Source organism: Bacteroidota bacterium, assembly GCA_016720935.1.
In the GTDB taxonomy this organism is placed as follows: Bacteria; Bacteroidota; Bacteroidia; order AKYH767-A; family 2013-40CM-41-45; genus JADKJP01.
This window is the reverse complement of the sequence record JADKJP010000007.1, coordinates 585,538-601,013: the sequence shown is the minus strand read 5'-3', so window position 1 is coordinate 601,013 and position 15,476 is coordinate 585,538. Positions and strand designations below refer to the sequence as shown.

The window sequence follows — 15,476 nt, the reverse complement described above, 5'->3', positions numbered from 1 at the left end:
GGATTAAAGCGAAAGAGTATCGAGCGGACTTTTTACCGCATCCACCGAGTATTGCTGAACATGCAAATAACCACTCGTTGTTTTCAGCGAGCTGTGTCCGAGCAATTGCTGAATGATTGGCAGTGAAACGCCCTGTTCCATCAAGTGCGTGGCAAAACTATGGCGCAGGGTATGAAAGCTGGCCGCCTTTTTTATTCCGGCTTTCTGGAGCGAATGTTTAAAAATCAATTGTGCTGTTCGGTCAGCCATGGCTTTTCCGGGACGCGTTTCAAAAGCCAGACTCCCGGACGGTAACGGTTCCAATACTCCCGGAGCATCTTCAATGCTAGGGGTGATAAAATTGTATACCGGTCTTTGTCACCTTTTGATTGCACCACACGCACCATCATGCGCGCGGAATCAATATCGCTGAGCTTTAAACTCTTTACCTCATGCAATCGCAATCCGGCCGAGTAGGTGAGCATCAGCACAGCACGGTGTTTTATGTTCTCCGTCACCTGAATAATCCTGCTGACCTCATCTCTCGATAAAATTACCGGCAGTTTTTTCTCCCGTGGCGCACGGGGTAAATCAAGTGGGTCCCACTGCCTTCGCAACACATCACAATATAAAATCTTCAGGGCGCTCACCATCTGGTTCATCCAGGACCTGCTGCATTTTTTTTCGGCGACCGTCTGATGTAAATACGTCCGGATCTGTTCCACAGAAAGTAAATCCGGCGAGGTGTTAAAATGTTTGCTCAGTTGTAGAAGATGGAAAATGTAAACTTTAATGGTCAGGGGACTGAAGCCCTTCAACTCCATCTGCTGAATCATGTTGTTCCGTAATGTGCTCATGATAGTATGTTTTTAAATTAGACATACTACTAAGTTCGGAACTAAAAAATAATTAAGCGTTTGGAAGACTACCGCCACAGGCGGTTTAGTTCAACGTTTCTGTTTACGCAACTAGTTGCGTATATATATTGAAATTGGTTGGGTTTACGCAATTAATTGCGTGTATAACGGATATGTCGGTATGGAATGAATTTGCCAGAAATTCAACCTTAAGTTGGTTTCGTATTTGAATTTGATTGATCATTTTATTTGAGCTCATGAGTTTTTTCAAAAGATTATATTCAAATTCTATCGTTATTGATTAGGATTAAAATACCAAGTTACAAATTTTCTAACATTTATAATACCTCATTTTTATTATAATTTTAACTTATCCAAAGGGTTTTTTATTTGATCAAAACCCTTCGTGGTAACGTGAGTGTAAATTTCAGTGGTTTTGCTGCTTTCGTGACCTAGTAATACCTGAATGTAGCGTATATCAACTCCATTTTCAAGCAGGTGAGTGGCAAATGTATGTCGCAGAGTGTGCACACTTGCTTTTTTCTTTATCCCTGCTTTTTTTAGGGCCATCTTCATTATTTGTTGAATGCTCCGGGCGGAGTATTTTCCACCATTTATACCTTCAATTAACCATTCTACAGGTTTATATTCTTTAAAATATCGTCTTAAAACATCGAGTAATACAGAAGATAGCCTGGCATAACGATCTTTCCTGCCTTTTCCCTGTTCTATACGAATCTGCATGCGTTTGGAATCAATATCCTTAATTTTTACATTCAGAAGTTCACTGAGCCTCATTCCGGTTGAATATGCGAGCATCAAAATGGCTCTGTGTTTCAGGTTCTCCGTTGATTGAATTAATTTCGTTACTTCTTCTTCACTCAACACTTCCGGTAAAACTTGTTCTTTTCGTGGCCTGTCGACATAGTATATTTTACGCTCTCCCTTTAAAACACGTTCATAATAAAACTTTATGGAATTAATTGCCTGGTTCTGATAAGAAATTGAAACTTTTCGTTCCATTACGAGATACTTCAGGTAATTGGTGATTAATGTTTCATCAATGTCTTCCAATTTTTTCTCAGAATAATAATTAATGAATTCTTCAAATGCATTTTTATAGGTTTTTATCGTATTCGGGCTGTACCTCAATTCCGTCAGTTTATTTAGATATTCAGGCGGACATTTACGATAAGTTGTATTTTCTGAATTTCTGATACGCTTTACTTTCGATGTGTCTGTTTTTTCTTCTTCATAAATGACTTTCAGATTAAGCATCTCCGCTATCGCCTTGATTTCTTGCAGGTATTTTTCAGAATAGGGGATGCTCCAGTATTTTTGTTGGGTATGCCATTGATAATAGGGGATTCCCTTTACTGCTCTTGTTAAATCTTTGTTGTAGCCAAAAAATAATTTCAACCTGCCTGAGTTTGTTTTTACAATAAGAATTTCATCATCGCCAATTTTTCTTCCCAGTTCTTCCTCCGAATAAAATTTGACCGTAGGATGCTGGATTATTTCCTGTATCCTGTCTTTAAAATAGTCATTTAACAGATCGAGATTTCCAGGGTAATTCGGCAAGACCCATGAGAATTGCTTTTTGTCCCAACGACTGTAACGTAGTGATTTTATAAAATGTATATCCGCATCATTCCTGGGCAACTTGATAAGGATCCGTTGTCCGGCAATTTGAATGGTGACATTACATTGATTTTTATTTTGAGGAATTGGTTTTTTCTTCGTACTAATTTCATCGCTTTTATTTTCTTGTACCGAAGGATCTTTTTTTGTGTATTCGAGATCAGGAAATAAGGCAAGCAATTGGTTGAATGCTGTTTTCGTATAAGGGATATGCCAGGCTTTGTGTGCTTTGCTCCATCGCGCATCAGGTATGGTTTTCAATTTGGAAAGGATCTTTGAATTGTAAGGAAATTCTATTTTGATTCTCTGCTCGTTTTTATAAGTAATGCGGCTTGCTTTCATATTGACGATAAATTTTCTGCTGAATTTTCGTCAGAATTTATTTAGCGTACAACTTCATTTATGCGGATAAAAAGTTGAAAAGGGGACGATGGACGCGGGGTGGGAGTCAGTAGTCAGTAGTCAGGAGTCTTTAGTCGGGAGGGAGTGGAAGAGTAAGTGGAAGTTTGAAGTATAGGTGGAAGCAAGAAGAATTGAAGCTAGCAACTAACAACTAACCTCTAAGCACTAAGCACCAAGCACTAACCACCAAAAAAACCAAAATCGATTTCCGCCCTCAGTAAAATAGCCCCGGGTGAAGCGACTTTAGGAGCGGAACACGGGAAGGGAGGGAGATGCGGAGAAAGACGGGGGCGCTCCAAATTTTATTAAAGAGGGATGATGGGACGAAGGGCGATTGGTGATCTTCTTGAGTCGATAGTCAGGAGTGAGTGGAAGTGTAAGTGTAAGTGTAAGTGGAAGTTGAAAGTATAAGCGGAAGCTAAATGAATACCCTTCACTAAGCACTAGCCACCAAGCACCAACCACTAAGCACTAACCACTAAAGAATATTGACTTCCATCTCCAATTCCACACCAAATTTCTCACGGACGCTGGATTGAACAGCGCGGGCGTGTTGGATTAATTCGGAACCGGTGGCGCCGCCGTAGTTGACTAGGACGAGGGCTTGTTGTTTATGCATGCCGACATGACCGGAAACTTTGCCTTTCCATCCGCATTGCTCGATGAGCCAGCCGGCGGCGAGTTTCATTTTGTTGTTGCCCGTTTTGTAGCCGACGAGATCAGGATATTCTGATTTGAGTTTTTCGAAAATGGAAATCTCGACTTCGGGATTTTTGAAAAAACTTCCGGCATTGCCAATCTTCGCCGGATCGGGGAGTTTACTGCTGCGGATATTGATGACGGCCTGTGAAATTTCACGGATGCCGGCATTCTGTACATTCATCGCTTTCAACTCCTGCTCAATCGCGCCATAACTTGTATTGAGTGCCGGCTTCTTGCTCAGTTGAAATGTGACGGATACAATCACAAATTTATTTTTCGCTTCTCTTTTGAAAATGCTGTCGCGGTAACCGAATTTGCATTCTTCGCGTGAAAATGTTGTGAGACTTCCATCCTCGAGACTCATCGCTTCGAGCTCATAAAAAGTGTCCTTGATCTCTACACCATAGGCTCCGATATTCTGTATCGGCGCTGCGCCGACAGAACCGGGAATCAGACTGAGGTTTTCGAGTCCGGCCAGGTTGTGATCGAGTGTCCACAGCACAAAAGAATGCCATACTTCACCGGCACCGGCTTTCACGCGGCCGTGGTCGTCGGTTTCATCGGTAATCTCTATTCCGCGGATCCTGTTACGGATGATGAGTCCGTTGAAGTCCTGCGTAAAAAGAATGTTGCTCCCGCCGCCGAGAATGAATTTAGGCAGGCTTTTTAGCGCAGGGTCAAGGATGAGCTCCCGAAGTTCAGCTACGCTGGAAACTTCGGCAAAACGGGCTGCATTGACCTCCAGACCAAAGGTATTGTAGGGGCGGAGAGAAACTTTTTCCTGGATCTTCATTGGGATATCGTACACGAAAATAATGAGGTAATTGACCGGAAAAGCCTGTTTTTAGCGAACTTTTGAAAATTTTACTCACAGTCCGAAAAACGATGTTTACCAAGGTTGTAAGAAGCGCCCCCGAATTTAATTGACGCCTCATGTTCCACCACCTATATTGCCGACATCTCATGGTTCAGTTTTTGGTTAAACGACCGAGGTGTTTATTCGAGTAATTCAGGACAGCGGTCGGGAGGCCGCTGTTTCTGTTTTTTTTAGGGAGGGACGAAGGGACGGGGGACGAGGGACTGACGAAGAGGGACGAGGGACTGGGGACGAAATATGCAATTACCGAATCGCTAAAACTCATAACTCATAACTCAAACCAGTCAATCAGCAATCCTCAATCAGAAATCAGCAATCCAAAATCCTCAATCAGAAATCAGCAATCCTAAATCCTCAATCCTAAAACTTCCCCACCATCCCAATCCCGATATTCGCGCCGTTGAAATGAAGGCGGTAGATAATAGGTGGGGCGGAAGGGCGGATGATGTTGCCGTTGGTGTAATGGAGGTTGTTGTAAGCGGTATGGAGTGTGAAACCAAAATATTTGCTTACAAATAAATTGGCTCCGAGATCGATTTGAAAATGGGAGCCGTCAGCGGAAAAAGTGGTTTGATTTTTTGTGTTGTCGTAACTGAAATGTGAGGTTCCGTATTTCATCCCGAAATAGAGATTGAAATAATTCGTCCGCAGAAAATGGATATTGGCGAGCAGACTGAAATCCGTATTTTTTGCGGAAGCGGTATCGTTATCGGTGGAATAATTATTGGTCCTCAATTGCGCCCCGATGCCGAGGTAATCGCTGATGGCATACTCGGCGCCTGTATGAAAGACGCTGCCAACGGTGCCGTCTTTGATCTTTTTTCCGGTGGCGGTTTCTTTGCCCTGAGTCTGATAAGTTCCTACATCGATGCCCATGTCCAGAAGGATGTTCTTTTTCAGAAAACTCTGGGCATTGACGGTGAGGGACAGTCCGAGTAAAATGCAGCAAATCAGGATTCTCATTGTCAGGGCAATTCTTTTGTGAAAATTGTGCGGGTGAAGATAAGCAGCAGCCTTGAAATATTGCAGATCTTCCTACCTTTGGCAAGATCAAATTTGAACAATATGTCGAAGACCGAAGTGGTACGGAAAAATTTCCTGGAAGCGAAAGCTGTCCTTGACGCGGTACTTTCCAATGAAGCGCTGCTGAACGATATTTCTTCCGCAGCTGAGCTCATGGTGGCTTCGGTAAAAGGCGGTGGAAAAATAATTTCTTGCGGCAATGGTGGCAGCATGTGCGACGCGATGCATTTCGCCGAAGAACTCACCGGCCGTTTCCGCGACGACCGCAAAGCGATACCGGCGATTTCCATTTCTGATCCCTCGCATCTCAGCTGTGTCGCAAATGATTATGGTTATGAATTTGTCTTTTCACGTTATGTTGAAGCGATCGGTAACAAAGGAGATGTGTTGCTTGCGATCAGCACCAGCGGCAATTCGAAAAATATTTTACGCGCTATCGAAGCCGCGAAACAGAAAGGGATGAAAGTCGTTGGTCTCACCGGTAAAGACGGAGGCAAGATGGCCGGTCTCTGTGATATCGAACTCCGTGCCCCTCATTCCGACTACGCCGACAGAGCGCAGGAAGTGCATATTAAGATTATTCATTCGCTGATTCAGCTGGTTGAAATTGGTTGTTGAGTTATTCAGTTATTAAGTTATTGAGTTATTAAGTTATTAAGTTATTGGGCTGCTAATTGCCCCTCGACCCTCGTCCCTCTTTTAAATAGAGATCACTAAAAACCAAATCCCGAATTTTTTAATCAGATATAGCTGGTATCATAGTGATTGTTTTATCTTCGTAAAAATCTTACACGATGATTCTCTTCCTTCTCGGTATTGTAATCTTTATTCTGGCACGGAATGCGGACATGTATCTGCCCCGTTTGCATGATGCGAAACGAATTTTCCGAATTGCGGGTATCGCAATAGCAATATTGGGGCTTGCAAATTCCAGTATCAAGCAAATTGAAGCGGGACAAATCGGTGTGCAGACACTTTTTGGAAAAGTACAAGGACGGATTCTAGAGAGCGGATTGAATGTTGTCAATCCCTTTGTCGAAGTAAAGATGTTTGATACGAAAACCCAAAACTATACGATGTCATCTGTATCTTCTGAGGGTGACAAGACGGGTGATGATGCCATCCGGGTTTTGTCGGCAGATGGATTGGAGGTGATTGTTGACCTCACCATACTCTATCGTATTATTCCCGCTGAGGCACCGAATATTTACAAAGAGATCGGGCAGAATTACAAAGATATTGTTGTTCGTCCCATTACCCGTACACGCATCCGTGATAACGCGGTTTATTATGCGGCAGTTGATTTGTATTCCAAACGGCGGGATGAATTTCAGGCGCGAATTTCTCAGGGTATAGAGAAAGACCTCAAATCACGGGGAATGATTCTGGAACAATTGCTCGTTCGCAACATCACGTTGCCGCCTTCGGTGAGAGCTGCGATTGAATCAAAAATTAATGCCGAGCAGGAAGCTCAAAAGATGGAATTTGTATTGCAGAAAGAGCACCAGGAAGCGGAACGCAAACGCGTCGAAGCGCAGGGTATCGCGGATTACCAGCGCATCATCAACAGTGAATTGTCGGACCGGTTGCTGCAATACGAAACCATAAAAGCGCAAAAAGAAATCGCTATTTCTCCCAATGCCAAAGTAATTATTATGGGCAAAGGAAGTAACCAGGTATTAATTAGTGATAAATAAAAATTTTCAAAAACATTCTGTTTTCTTTTCTACTAATAAAAAATACTGATAAAGAAACCTTCCTATTTGCGGGATTCTCTCTGCGTGAATTTGATGAATGACAAGGCTGGGTAATTCCTGTACTGTACTTTTGGCCGGGAATTATCATTTGTAAAATGCTCGTCAAAACATTTGGAAGTGCTGTGTATGGGATCAATGCCACCACCATCACGGTTGAAGTGAATCAAAGCAGTGGTGTCAACTTTATTCTTGTTGGTCTGCCGGATAACGCGGTGAAGGAAAGCCAGAAGCGCATTGTCGCGGCATTGAAGAATTGTGAATTCAAATATCCCCGACAGGAGATTACCGTGAATATGGCTCCGGCGGATATCCGCAAAGAAGGTTCTTCTTATGATTTGACGATTGCTCTTGGTATTCTCGCGGGATCAGGACAAGTGCAACAGGATGTTCTGGAGAAATATGTGATCATGGGAGAAATGTCTCTGGATGGGGGAGTGCAGCCCATCAAAGGTGTATTGCCTATCGCGATACAGGCGCAGAAGGAAGGATTCAAAGGAATTATTTTGCCCAAAGCAAACGCGCGTGAAGCAGCCATTGTGAATGGACTTGAAGTGTATGGAGTGGACAACATCCTGGAGGTTGTGGAGTTTTTGAATGGCGGGCGTGTTCTTGAACCTGTTTTTGTGGACGCGGAAGAAGAGTTTAAAAATTCCCAGGGAAGGAGCGAATTTGATTTCGCGGATGTAAAAGGACAGGAAAATATCAAGCGTGCAATGGAAGTGGCCGCGGCAGGAGGACACAACATTATTCTTATTGGTCCGCCCGGAGCAGGGAAAACCATGCTGGCAAAACGACTGCCAACGATTTTGCCGCCGCTGACATTGAGTGAAGCATTGGAGACAACAAAAATTCATTCTGTCGCAGGGAAATTAGGTAAAGAAAATTCGCTGGTTTCTATTCGTCCGTTCAGATCGCCGCATCATACGATTAGTGATGTGGCTCTGGTCGGAGGCGGCGGCTTTCCACAGCCGGGAGAAATTTCACTTGCTCATCATGGTGTTTTGTTTCTGGATGAACTGCCCGAATTCAAAAGAACTGTGTTGGAAGTCATGCGACAACCGCTTGAAGAGCGGAGTGTCACGATTTCCCGGGCAAAATTTTCGATCGAATTCCCTGCGAGTTTTATGCTGGTGGCTTCGATGAATCCATGTCCCTGCGGTTATTACAATCATCCGGAAAAAGAATGTGTGTGTGCTCCGGGAGTGGTACAGAAATATCTGAATAAAATTTCCGGTCCCTTGTTAGATCGAATTGATATTCATCTTGAAGTTACTCCTGTAGCTTTCAAAGAACTTACCGCTCTTCGTGTGTCGGAAAAGAGTGAGGCGATACGGGAACGTGTTGTCGCGGCCAGGCAAATCCAGGCCGAACGTTTCGCGAATCAGGACGGAGTGTATTGCAATGCGCAGATGGGTTCAAAGCAACTGCATGAGATATGCGTGATTGGTGATGACGGCAGAGCTTTGCTTAAAACAGCGATGGAAAGACTAGGTCTGTCGGCAAGAGCTTATGATCGCATTTTAAAAGTCTCAAGAACGATTGCGGATTTGGACAAGAGTGAAATAATCCGCACGGAACATCTTGCAGAAGCGATTCAGTATAGGAGTTTGGACAGGGAAGGGTGGGCGGGGTGAGGGAGTTTGGAATTATGAATTATGAATTATGAGTTATGACCGTTGAGTTAATATCTTCATGAATATATTTGAGTATATTATTCATGGAAGTTAAGCAAATGGAAAATTTAAGAGTTAGAGTTGATAAATTTCTTTTGGTTGCGGGGTGGCAGTATTTAGGTTTATCAATTTTGACACTCGGATACTTTAGATTTTCTGTCTCCTTCAGTTCTGACTGGTGGAAACTCGAACCGGACGATGTTCATTAGAATAATTGAAGGATATTTTCATTTAAATAGATTTCACCATAAAATTTTGGGCTGGGATTTTCATCCTTCGAAATTCTTTCTTTCCTTTAGAGCAAGGTAAGAGAAGATGACAGGTACACTCGCTCAACTAATTGCACTTACTAGCTATGGAAATCATTTTCTCCTGAAAGGAGAATTGGAACCGGGTTTTTATCCGGGGAATTCCACTTTTCAGTTTTGTGATCATGTTGATTTTCGGGAAATGAGTAAGTTGTTCTTTTTTTCAAAATATTCTGAAAAAATTATTTGTCAGGATCCCATTGAATGGTTTAATTTTTTGAAAAAAGAGAAAACAAAAAAGCTGCATTTGTTTTACCGTCCATCTGAAGATTTAAAAATGGGAAAAGATTATAAACTCGCCGGTTTTGTTGGCGGTGGTGGAACCTGGATGATTGAACAACGTTGTCAGAATTATTCTTATTACTGGCAAGCGCGCTGGACATTCAATTCAGAGGAGAAGGAGAAGGATAAAAAATGGACCGTCAATTACGCCCGCTTCGCGAGGAAAATTTTAAGTACGAATGCGGATCAGAGTCTGGAGAGATTAAGAGAAGAGTTCCGTAAAGCGCTTTCTGAAATTGCATCTTTTGCTTCTGCTCAAAATTTGCACGGATGGGCGAATACATTTCAGAAAGCGTTGTATGAACTCACCAATCTTACTCCCGGAGAAGCGTATTATCACAAAGATCTTGTGCCTAAATCTGATTACTCAGTAAACAACCGACAATTACTTTTTTCCGCAGCCATGGCCTGGGTTTTCGGTGGCATGGGCTCCTGGAACGATCTCACCTTTGATGATCCCGAATCCGGTCAACGTTATGATGAACTTTCGGAACGCTTGTATGCTTGTTTGAATGCTGCTTTAGTTGGTGTTATAAATAATTAGAAGGTTTCGAGTTCCGGGTTCCGGGTTCCGAGTTCGGGGTTTAGGGTTTGATGCTCGAAGTTTCAGCTTTGAAAAAGAGAATTATTTTGAAACAAAAAACTCATAGACCACAAGTAATAACCAATTTCCAGCAGCTAATAACTAATAACTAATAACTAATAACTAATAACTAATAACTAATAACTAATAACTAATAACTAATAACTAATAACCAATAACTCAGAACTCGGAACACGGAACCCTGAACTTTCTAACTAATTGGCAATGCAATCAGCACATCCGTCCCTTTGCCCAATTCACTTTTTACAGTGATGGATCCATTGTGGGTACGGATGATGTCGTAGCAAAGAGAAAGGCCGAGACCGGTGCCTTGTCCGGTTGGTTTGGTGGTGAAAAAGGGTTGGAAAATTTTATCTATCAGGTGAGAAGGAATTCCTTGTCCGTTATCTCGAATCAGGATTTCAACCGTTGAATCATTTTTTCTTGTGGTGATGGAAATCTCCGGGAGAAAAGACGGGTCCTTTTTTTGCTTTTCGATGAGCGCATCGAAAGAGTTGTTGAAGATGTTGATGAGCACACGATGGATGTCCTGTGGAATAAGCGGAAGCAAAGGCAAATCCGTTGCGAGATCTTTTCGGATGGTGCAGTTAAAATCATTTTTATTGGCACGCAGACTGTAATACGACAAAGCGATATCTTCATCACAAAGTGTATTGATATCGGTAGGAATCTTTTGTCCGCTCGTACCACTTTTGTGTTCCAGCATGGATTCAACGATCCTGTCGGCACGTTTGCCATGCTCGAGGATTTTGCTGAAATTTTTCTTCAGAGTCTCCGCGATACTTTTTCGTTCTTCATCCGATTTAGTATCGATGAAATCATCGACCAATTCCTGACTGATTTCGGAGAAATTGTTGACGAAGTTTAATGGATTACGGATTTCGTGCGCGATTCCGGCAGTGAGCTGGCCGAGCAAAGCCATCTTTTCACTTTGTTCAAGCTGGGAACGTGTAGCCTCTAAGTTGGCGAGAGTAGATTGAAGAGTTTCATTGGCTTGCGTAAGTGCCAGGTTATTTTTCTTCTTTTCAGCGAATCGTCTGAACAGGATGAAAATGAAAATTCCCAATACAATGACGCCACTAATGGAAGCATTGCGAATGATGCGTTGTTTTTTTAATTCCGCTTTTTGTAATGAATCTTTTTTATCCTGTTCCGCTTTTTCTTCGGATTGCTTCAGATTGAATTCGTGCTGCATTTGCAATTCCGTGATCTTACGACTTTCTTCCGCGTTGAAAAGGGAATCGTTCAGTTGTTTGAATTGCGTAGCGTATTCATAGGCCAGTTTGTAATTGTTCATGGCCGCATAGATCTCAGCGAGCTTTTCGCAGGCATCCGTGAGATCGGGGAGAGACCCGATTTCTTTCGCCAGTTCCATGCCTTTGTGCTCGTACTTCAGTGCTTCGACGAATTGTCCCTTTTTTAAATAAACACTTCCGATATTGACAAATGAAGAGGCGATGTCTTTTTCATTTCCGGATTCTTCTTTCAGATCAAGGGAGAGCAGGAAATTTTTCAGGGCATCATCGTATTGACCCATGGCGCCGAAGACACTTCCAAGATTGTTATACGCAATGGCTTTTCCGGGAACATCATTGAGCTGGATGGCGATATCCATACTGTTGTTGAAATAGCGCAATGCTTCTCTGTATTTACCCTGATCGAAATATAATTTTCCGATGTTGTTGTAAGAAGAAGCCATTCCGGCCTGGTCCCCAATTTCTGCTTTTATCTTTATTGACTCCTGTTGATATTTCAGTGCTTCCTGATAATTGCTTTGAAATCCATAAATGCTGCCGATATTATTATATGAAGCGGCGATGCCTTTTTTGTCGCCAATAGCCTGGCGTATTTTTAAAGCTTCGAGAAAATAATTTAAAGCGCTGGAATAATCTCCCTGGTAACTGTAAACATTCCCAAGGTTATTATAAATAGACGCGATTCCTTTCTGATCATTCAGTTCTTTGTTGATTTCAAGTGCCGCGAAATAGTGGATCAGTCCATTCGGATAATCACCCATATTGGTAAAGCAAATTCCGATATTTTTATGCGCCGCGGCAATTCCTGGTTTGAATTTTGCCCGTGATGAAAGGTCGAGTGATTTTTGAAAATAATCGAGTGCAGTTTCAGGATTGACAAAAATTAGTTCCAAACCCAGTTGCCTGAGAATTTCAGCCTCAATCGTATCCTTACCTGCACTTGCGGCATCACCCATTTCAAGCCGAAAGGCTTCAATGTGTTTCAATTCTTTGGAAAGACTATCAATCAGAAATTGATCCTGTGCCTCCGAGTTGAATGATATGAAGAAAAAAAGAAAAAATAAAAATTTAGATTTTGTCATGAGGTGCAATAAGCCCTGAATTTAATCTTCTTTATTGATAATACTTACCCAACTCTTTTTTGTGATGCTTTCACCCTTTACTTCAAAAATTACATAATAAGTTCCATCATTGAGTTGCTTGCCGTCCATGTTGACTCCTTTCCAAACTCCATTTACATAATTATCCTGTTCGAAAACCAGTTTTCCCCAGCGGTCAAAAACAGAAAGATGATTAGAAGGATAACGATCCAGGCCTTTGATGAAATAGCCATCATTCATTCCGTCTTTGTTTGGAGTCAGAACATTCGTGAGCGTGAGTTCCTCGCAGGGTTCACCGGCACCTACTGTGTCAGTGATAGCGAGCGGACAAGTTTCCGTAGTTCCGCTTACAACAACAGTGTAAATACCCGCAGAAAGTCCTGTAGCTGTCGAGCCACTTTGAACAGGGTTGGTGGTCCAGGCATACTGGTAATTTCCATTTGGTGTAATATACACAGCAAACGATCCGTCTTTTTTACCGGCACAAGTTTCATCAAATGTGCTGTCGGTTCCGGAGAGGAAAGAAACTGTTTTGGTGATGGAAGCCGTATCACTGCAGGTACTGGACACGATCATTTTTACATTGAAGGAAGTATTGCCACTAAAGGTGTGGACAGGATTTTGTTGAGCGCTTGTATTGCTGCCTGATGATGGATCACCAAAATCCCATGACCAGGATGTAGGGCAAGCTGCACTCATATCGGTAAATGTAACCTGGTTTGCTCCTGAGCAACTGATGGAGAAATCAGGAACAGGAACAGGAGTTTCGCTGATCGTGATGTCATCAAACGCGAAACCATCATAAGCATTACAGGTTGTTCCTGCACCGAAAGCGAAGCGAAAAATAACCTGTGGCTGATTGGCAAGCATGTTCATGCAATGTTCGGCATCTATCCAGCCCATACTTCCATTACCGCCCTGACAAGAGCCTGATGTCGGCAGTGAATTTCCGCACCATCCGTGAGCAGGAGAAGCAAGTCCTGTCATGTTGGTGATGTTGTCGTAATTGTACCAGTTTACAGTATGGCAATCGTTTGGTTCACCATTGGTGCCCAGATTGGTCCAGGTTGCGCCTGCATCAAGAGAATATTGAAGATTGGCTCCGTCGAATTTGTACTCAGTTTCGTAATAGATTTTAAAATGAATCAAAGGATGATTCAGATTTGTAAAATCGAAACAAGGACTTTGCACATAGGAGCGTTCGCCAAAATTGTAGAATGCAGTTGTTAACCCTCCGGTGATCCAGCATTGTGTTCCGCTTCCGGCTTGAGCGATAATGGCTTTGGCAGGTGTTCCCAATGTCCAGTCATCGGCAGTGCCACCGTTGGACCATCCACCCGGACCGCTTTCAAAATCTTCGTGATACGGGAAATTATTTATTGGAGAGGTACACTGTGCTATTGATCTGAATGGCAGTAAAGTAATGATCAATAATGTGAATAAAATATGGTGAATTTTCGCAGTTTTCATGTTTGGCAAAAATACAAGGTATTGCCAAAGGTGCAAATAGTATAATCGATGATTTCAGCGTAAAAAGGTGTTTTTTGTAATAATTATTATGAATCGAGGAGCTTTTTTGGATTTTGTATTTTTAATAAGGGTATCCGGACTAGAAGAAAGTCATTGTCCTAAAAGTATCGGCATAAAAAAAGTCCTGCCATTTTGTGACAGGACTTTTTTTATGAATGGGATGCTTATTGTTTCCATTTGATAGTGCAGCCAATAGCTTTTGTTTCTGCCAGAGGAATTTCTTTTCCGGCCAACAAAGCGTCGACAGCATTTTCTACAAATTTAGCGGTTACTTTATTCGCGTCATCAGCGTTATTGTCGATAGCACCTATGTATTTGACGACATTATTACCATTTACTTTTTGAATCACAAAAACATGAGGAGTACGTGCAGCGCCATACGTGGAAGCTATCAGCTGGCTTTCATCATACAGATAGGGGAAAGTGTAGTTCTTTTCTTTTGCCAAAACGACCATATTATCGTATGAATCTTCCGGAACTGTATTAACGTCATTCGGGTTGATGGCGATAACAGGATAACCGAGTGAAGCATATTTTTTATCGAGGCCCATGATTCTGCTTTCGTAAGCTTTGGAGAATGGGCAATGATTGCAGGTGAATACAACGATGTATCCTTTCGCGTTTTTAAAATCAGCAAGGGCGACATTTTTTCCGTCAACATTTTTTAGGGAAAAATCACGCGCGATATCACCGATTTTGTAACCTTCCGCGAAAATGGTTGCCGACGAAATTAGCAGACAGAAGAGAAGAAATTTTGTTTTCATAATGCTTGAATGATTTAATTTTATGATGATTGTTTTTTTTACTTGTTGTCCGGAAGGTTGAATTTTTCAAGGTTGCTGTTCAATTCCAATTCACTGACCGTGCCTTCTTTGAAGAAAATTACATTTTTATTTCTGATCATCACGGTAGCTGGAATTGCCCCTGACCATGAAGAGTCTATTTTATTAATCCATTCATTTGGATCCGTATCTGTAATGTGTATTACATCAGATTCGATTTTTTTTCTTCGAATGAATGGAATTACCAGTGAATCAACTTTGGAATTGAAATCCAGATTTACCAGGATCATTTTCACCGGCTTGTTTGTGTACTTTTTTGCCGTTGACTCAAACCAGGGAAGTTCTTCGATACAAGGTTTGCACCAGGTTGCCCAGAAATTCAGGAGGTATAATGTATCGTTATATTTTCCACTTTCTGAAATCAATGCCTGTGATGAGAGGGATCTGAAGTTCTGAGAATTACTGGTAAGAGGAAGTAAGAAGAGGAGTCCTGACAAGATCAATTTCACTTTCTAAAATTAGCAAAAAACTCTTTGAAATTTGTTTGCACTTTAATAATTTTATCCTTGAAAAAACCAATCTTATGGGAAAAGGAGATAAAAAATCACGTAAAGGAAAGATCTGGAGAGGTTCATTCGGCAAGCGCCGTCCTGCCAGAGCGAAGAATAAAAAGACCGGGTAATCCCCGGTTTTTTTATTTCGA

The 15,476-nt window shown here is 42.1% G+C and carries 14 protein-coding genes; 5 read left to right on the top strand and 9 right to left on the bottom strand.

Going from position 1 to position 15,476, the window contains the following annotated elements; genetic code table 11:
- Positions 1-3: 3 nt before the first annotated feature.
- From IPP86_16670 to IPP86_16650, 5 genes are all read right to left on the bottom strand, one after another.
- Positions 4-303 (bottom strand): tyrosine-type recombinase/integrase, encoded by a 300-nt coding sequence (locus tag IPP86_16670; protein MBL0140135.1) that lies wholly within the window; start codon positions 301-303, stop codon positions 4-6.
- Complete coding sequence (locus IPP86_16665; protein MBL0140134.1) at positions 225-836, bottom strand: phage integrase N-terminal SAM-like domain-containing protein; 612 nt, start codon at positions 834-836, stop codon at positions 225-227. The genes IPP86_16670 and IPP86_16665 overlap by 79 nt, the downstream gene beginning before the upstream one ends.
- 357 nt (positions 837-1,193) lie before the next feature.
- Entirely contained in the window at positions 1,194-2,819 is a 1,626-nt protein-coding gene (locus tag IPP86_16660) for a site-specific integrase (protein ID MBL0140133.1), read from the bottom strand.
- A gap of 538 nt (positions 2,820-3,357) precedes the next feature.
- Positions 3,358-4,374: a UDP-N-acetylmuramate dehydrogenase gene (murB, locus tag IPP86_16655; GenBank protein MBL0140132.1), complete on the bottom strand. Its 1,017-nt coding sequence runs from the start codon at positions 4,372-4,374 to the stop codon at positions 3,358-3,360.
- 444 nt (positions 4,375-4,818) lie between these two features.
- The gene (locus tag IPP86_16650) at positions 4,819-5,421 is read right to left on the bottom strand and encodes an outer membrane beta-barrel protein (protein MBL0140131.1); all 603 of its coding nucleotides are present in this window, start codon (positions 5,419-5,421) and stop codon (positions 4,819-4,821) included.
- 102 nt (positions 5,422-5,523) lie between these two features.
- Between IPP86_16650 and lpcA the strand changes: the two genes are divergently transcribed.
- The 4 genes from lpcA to IPP86_16630 all read left to right on the top strand — a co-directional run bounded on the left by lpcA (position 5,524) and on the right by IPP86_16630 (position 10,045).
- Positions 5,524-6,099 (top strand): D-sedoheptulose 7-phosphate isomerase, encoded by a 576-nt coding sequence (lpcA, locus tag IPP86_16645; GenBank protein ID MBL0140130.1) that lies wholly within the window; start codon positions 5,524-5,526, stop codon positions 6,097-6,099.
- Between the two features lie 176 nt (positions 6,100-6,275).
- Complete coding sequence (locus IPP86_16640) at positions 6,276-7,178, top strand: prohibitin family protein (protein MBL0140129.1); 903 nt, start codon at positions 6,276-6,278, stop codon at positions 7,176-7,178.
- Between the two features lie 155 nt (positions 7,179-7,333).
- A complete protein-coding gene (locus tag IPP86_16635; GenBank protein MBL0140128.1) occupies positions 7,334-8,872 on the top strand; it encodes a YifB family Mg chelatase-like AAA ATPase in 1,539 nt (512 codons plus the stop codon).
- Between the two features lie 354 nt (positions 8,873-9,226).
- A complete protein-coding gene (locus IPP86_16630; GenBank protein ID MBL0140127.1) occupies positions 9,227-10,045 on the top strand; it encodes a hypothetical protein in 819 nt (272 codons plus the stop codon).
- Positions 10,046-10,295: 250 nt separating this feature from the next.
- Here IPP86_16630 and IPP86_16625 read toward each other — a convergent pair whose 3' ends face one another.
- From IPP86_16625 to IPP86_16610, 4 genes are all read right to left on the bottom strand, one after another.
- Positions 10,296-12,443, bottom strand: a complete 2,148-nt coding sequence (locus IPP86_16625) for a tetratricopeptide repeat protein (protein ID MBL0140126.1) — start codon at positions 12,441-12,443, stop codon at positions 10,296-10,298.
- Between the two features lie 21 nt (positions 12,444-12,464).
- A complete protein-coding gene (locus IPP86_16620; GenBank protein MBL0140125.1) occupies positions 12,465-13,931 on the bottom strand; it encodes a gliding motility-associated C-terminal domain-containing protein in 1,467 nt (488 codons plus the stop codon).
- 224 nt (positions 13,932-14,155) lie between these two features.
- Positions 14,156-14,755 (bottom strand): thioredoxin family protein, encoded by a 600-nt coding sequence (locus IPP86_16615; GenBank protein MBL0140124.1) that lies wholly within the window; start codon positions 14,753-14,755, stop codon positions 14,156-14,158.
- Between the two features lie 38 nt (positions 14,756-14,793).
- Complete coding sequence (locus IPP86_16610; GenBank protein MBL0140123.1) at positions 14,794-15,270, bottom strand: TlpA family protein disulfide reductase; 477 nt, start codon at positions 15,268-15,270, stop codon at positions 14,794-14,796.
- Positions 15,271-15,356: 86 nt separating this feature from the next.
- On the opposite strand from IPP86_16610, the gene IPP86_16605 reads away from it, so the two are divergent.
- Positions 15,357-15,455 carry a 30S ribosomal protein THX gene (locus IPP86_16605; protein MBL0140122.1) on the top strand — a complete coding sequence of 33 codons (99 nt, stop codon included), beginning with the start codon at positions 15,357-15,359 and terminating at the stop codon, positions 15,453-15,455.
- Positions 15,456-15,476: the final 21 nt, after the last annotated feature.

Coding starts and splice junctions, on each gene's coding strand:
- IPP86_16665 (MBL0140134.1), bottom strand. CDS start 836: ATGAGCACATTACGGAACAACATGATTCAGCAGATGGAGTTGAAGGGC.
- IPP86_16660 (MBL0140133.1), bottom strand. CDS start 2,819: ATGAAAGCAAGCCGCATTACTTATAAAAACGAGCAGAGAATCAAAATA.
- murB (MBL0140132.1), bottom strand. CDS start 4,374: ATGAAGATCCAGGAAAAAGTTTCTCTCCGCCCCTACAATACCTTTGGT.
- IPP86_16650 (MBL0140131.1), bottom strand. CDS start 5,421: ATGAGAATCCTGATTTGCTGCATTTTACTCGGACTGTCCCTCACCGTC.
- lpcA (MBL0140130.1), top strand. CDS start 5,524: ATGTCGAAGACCGAAGTGGTACGGAAAAATTTCCTGGAAGCGAAAGCT.
- IPP86_16640 (MBL0140129.1), top strand. CDS start 6,276: ATGATTCTCTTCCTTCTCGGTATTGTAATCTTTATTCTGGCACGGAAT.
- IPP86_16635 (MBL0140128.1), top strand. CDS start 7,334: ATGCTCGTCAAAACATTTGGAAGTGCTGTGTATGGGATCAATGCCACC.
- IPP86_16630 (MBL0140127.1), top strand. CDS start 9,227: ATGACAGGTACACTCGCTCAACTAATTGCACTTACTAGCTATGGAAAT.
- IPP86_16625 (MBL0140126.1), bottom strand. CDS start 12,443: ATGACAAAATCTAAATTTTTATTTTTTCTTTTTTTCTTCATATCATTC.
- IPP86_16620 (MBL0140125.1), bottom strand. CDS start 13,931: ATGAAAACTGCGAAAATTCACCATATTTTATTCACATTATTGATCATT.
- IPP86_16615 (MBL0140124.1), bottom strand. CDS start 14,755: ATGAAAACAAAATTTCTTCTCTTCTGTCTGCTAATTTCGTCGGCAACC.
- IPP86_16605 (MBL0140122.1), top strand. CDS start 15,357: ATGGGAAAAGGAGATAAAAAATCACGTAAAGGAAAGATCTGGAGAGGT.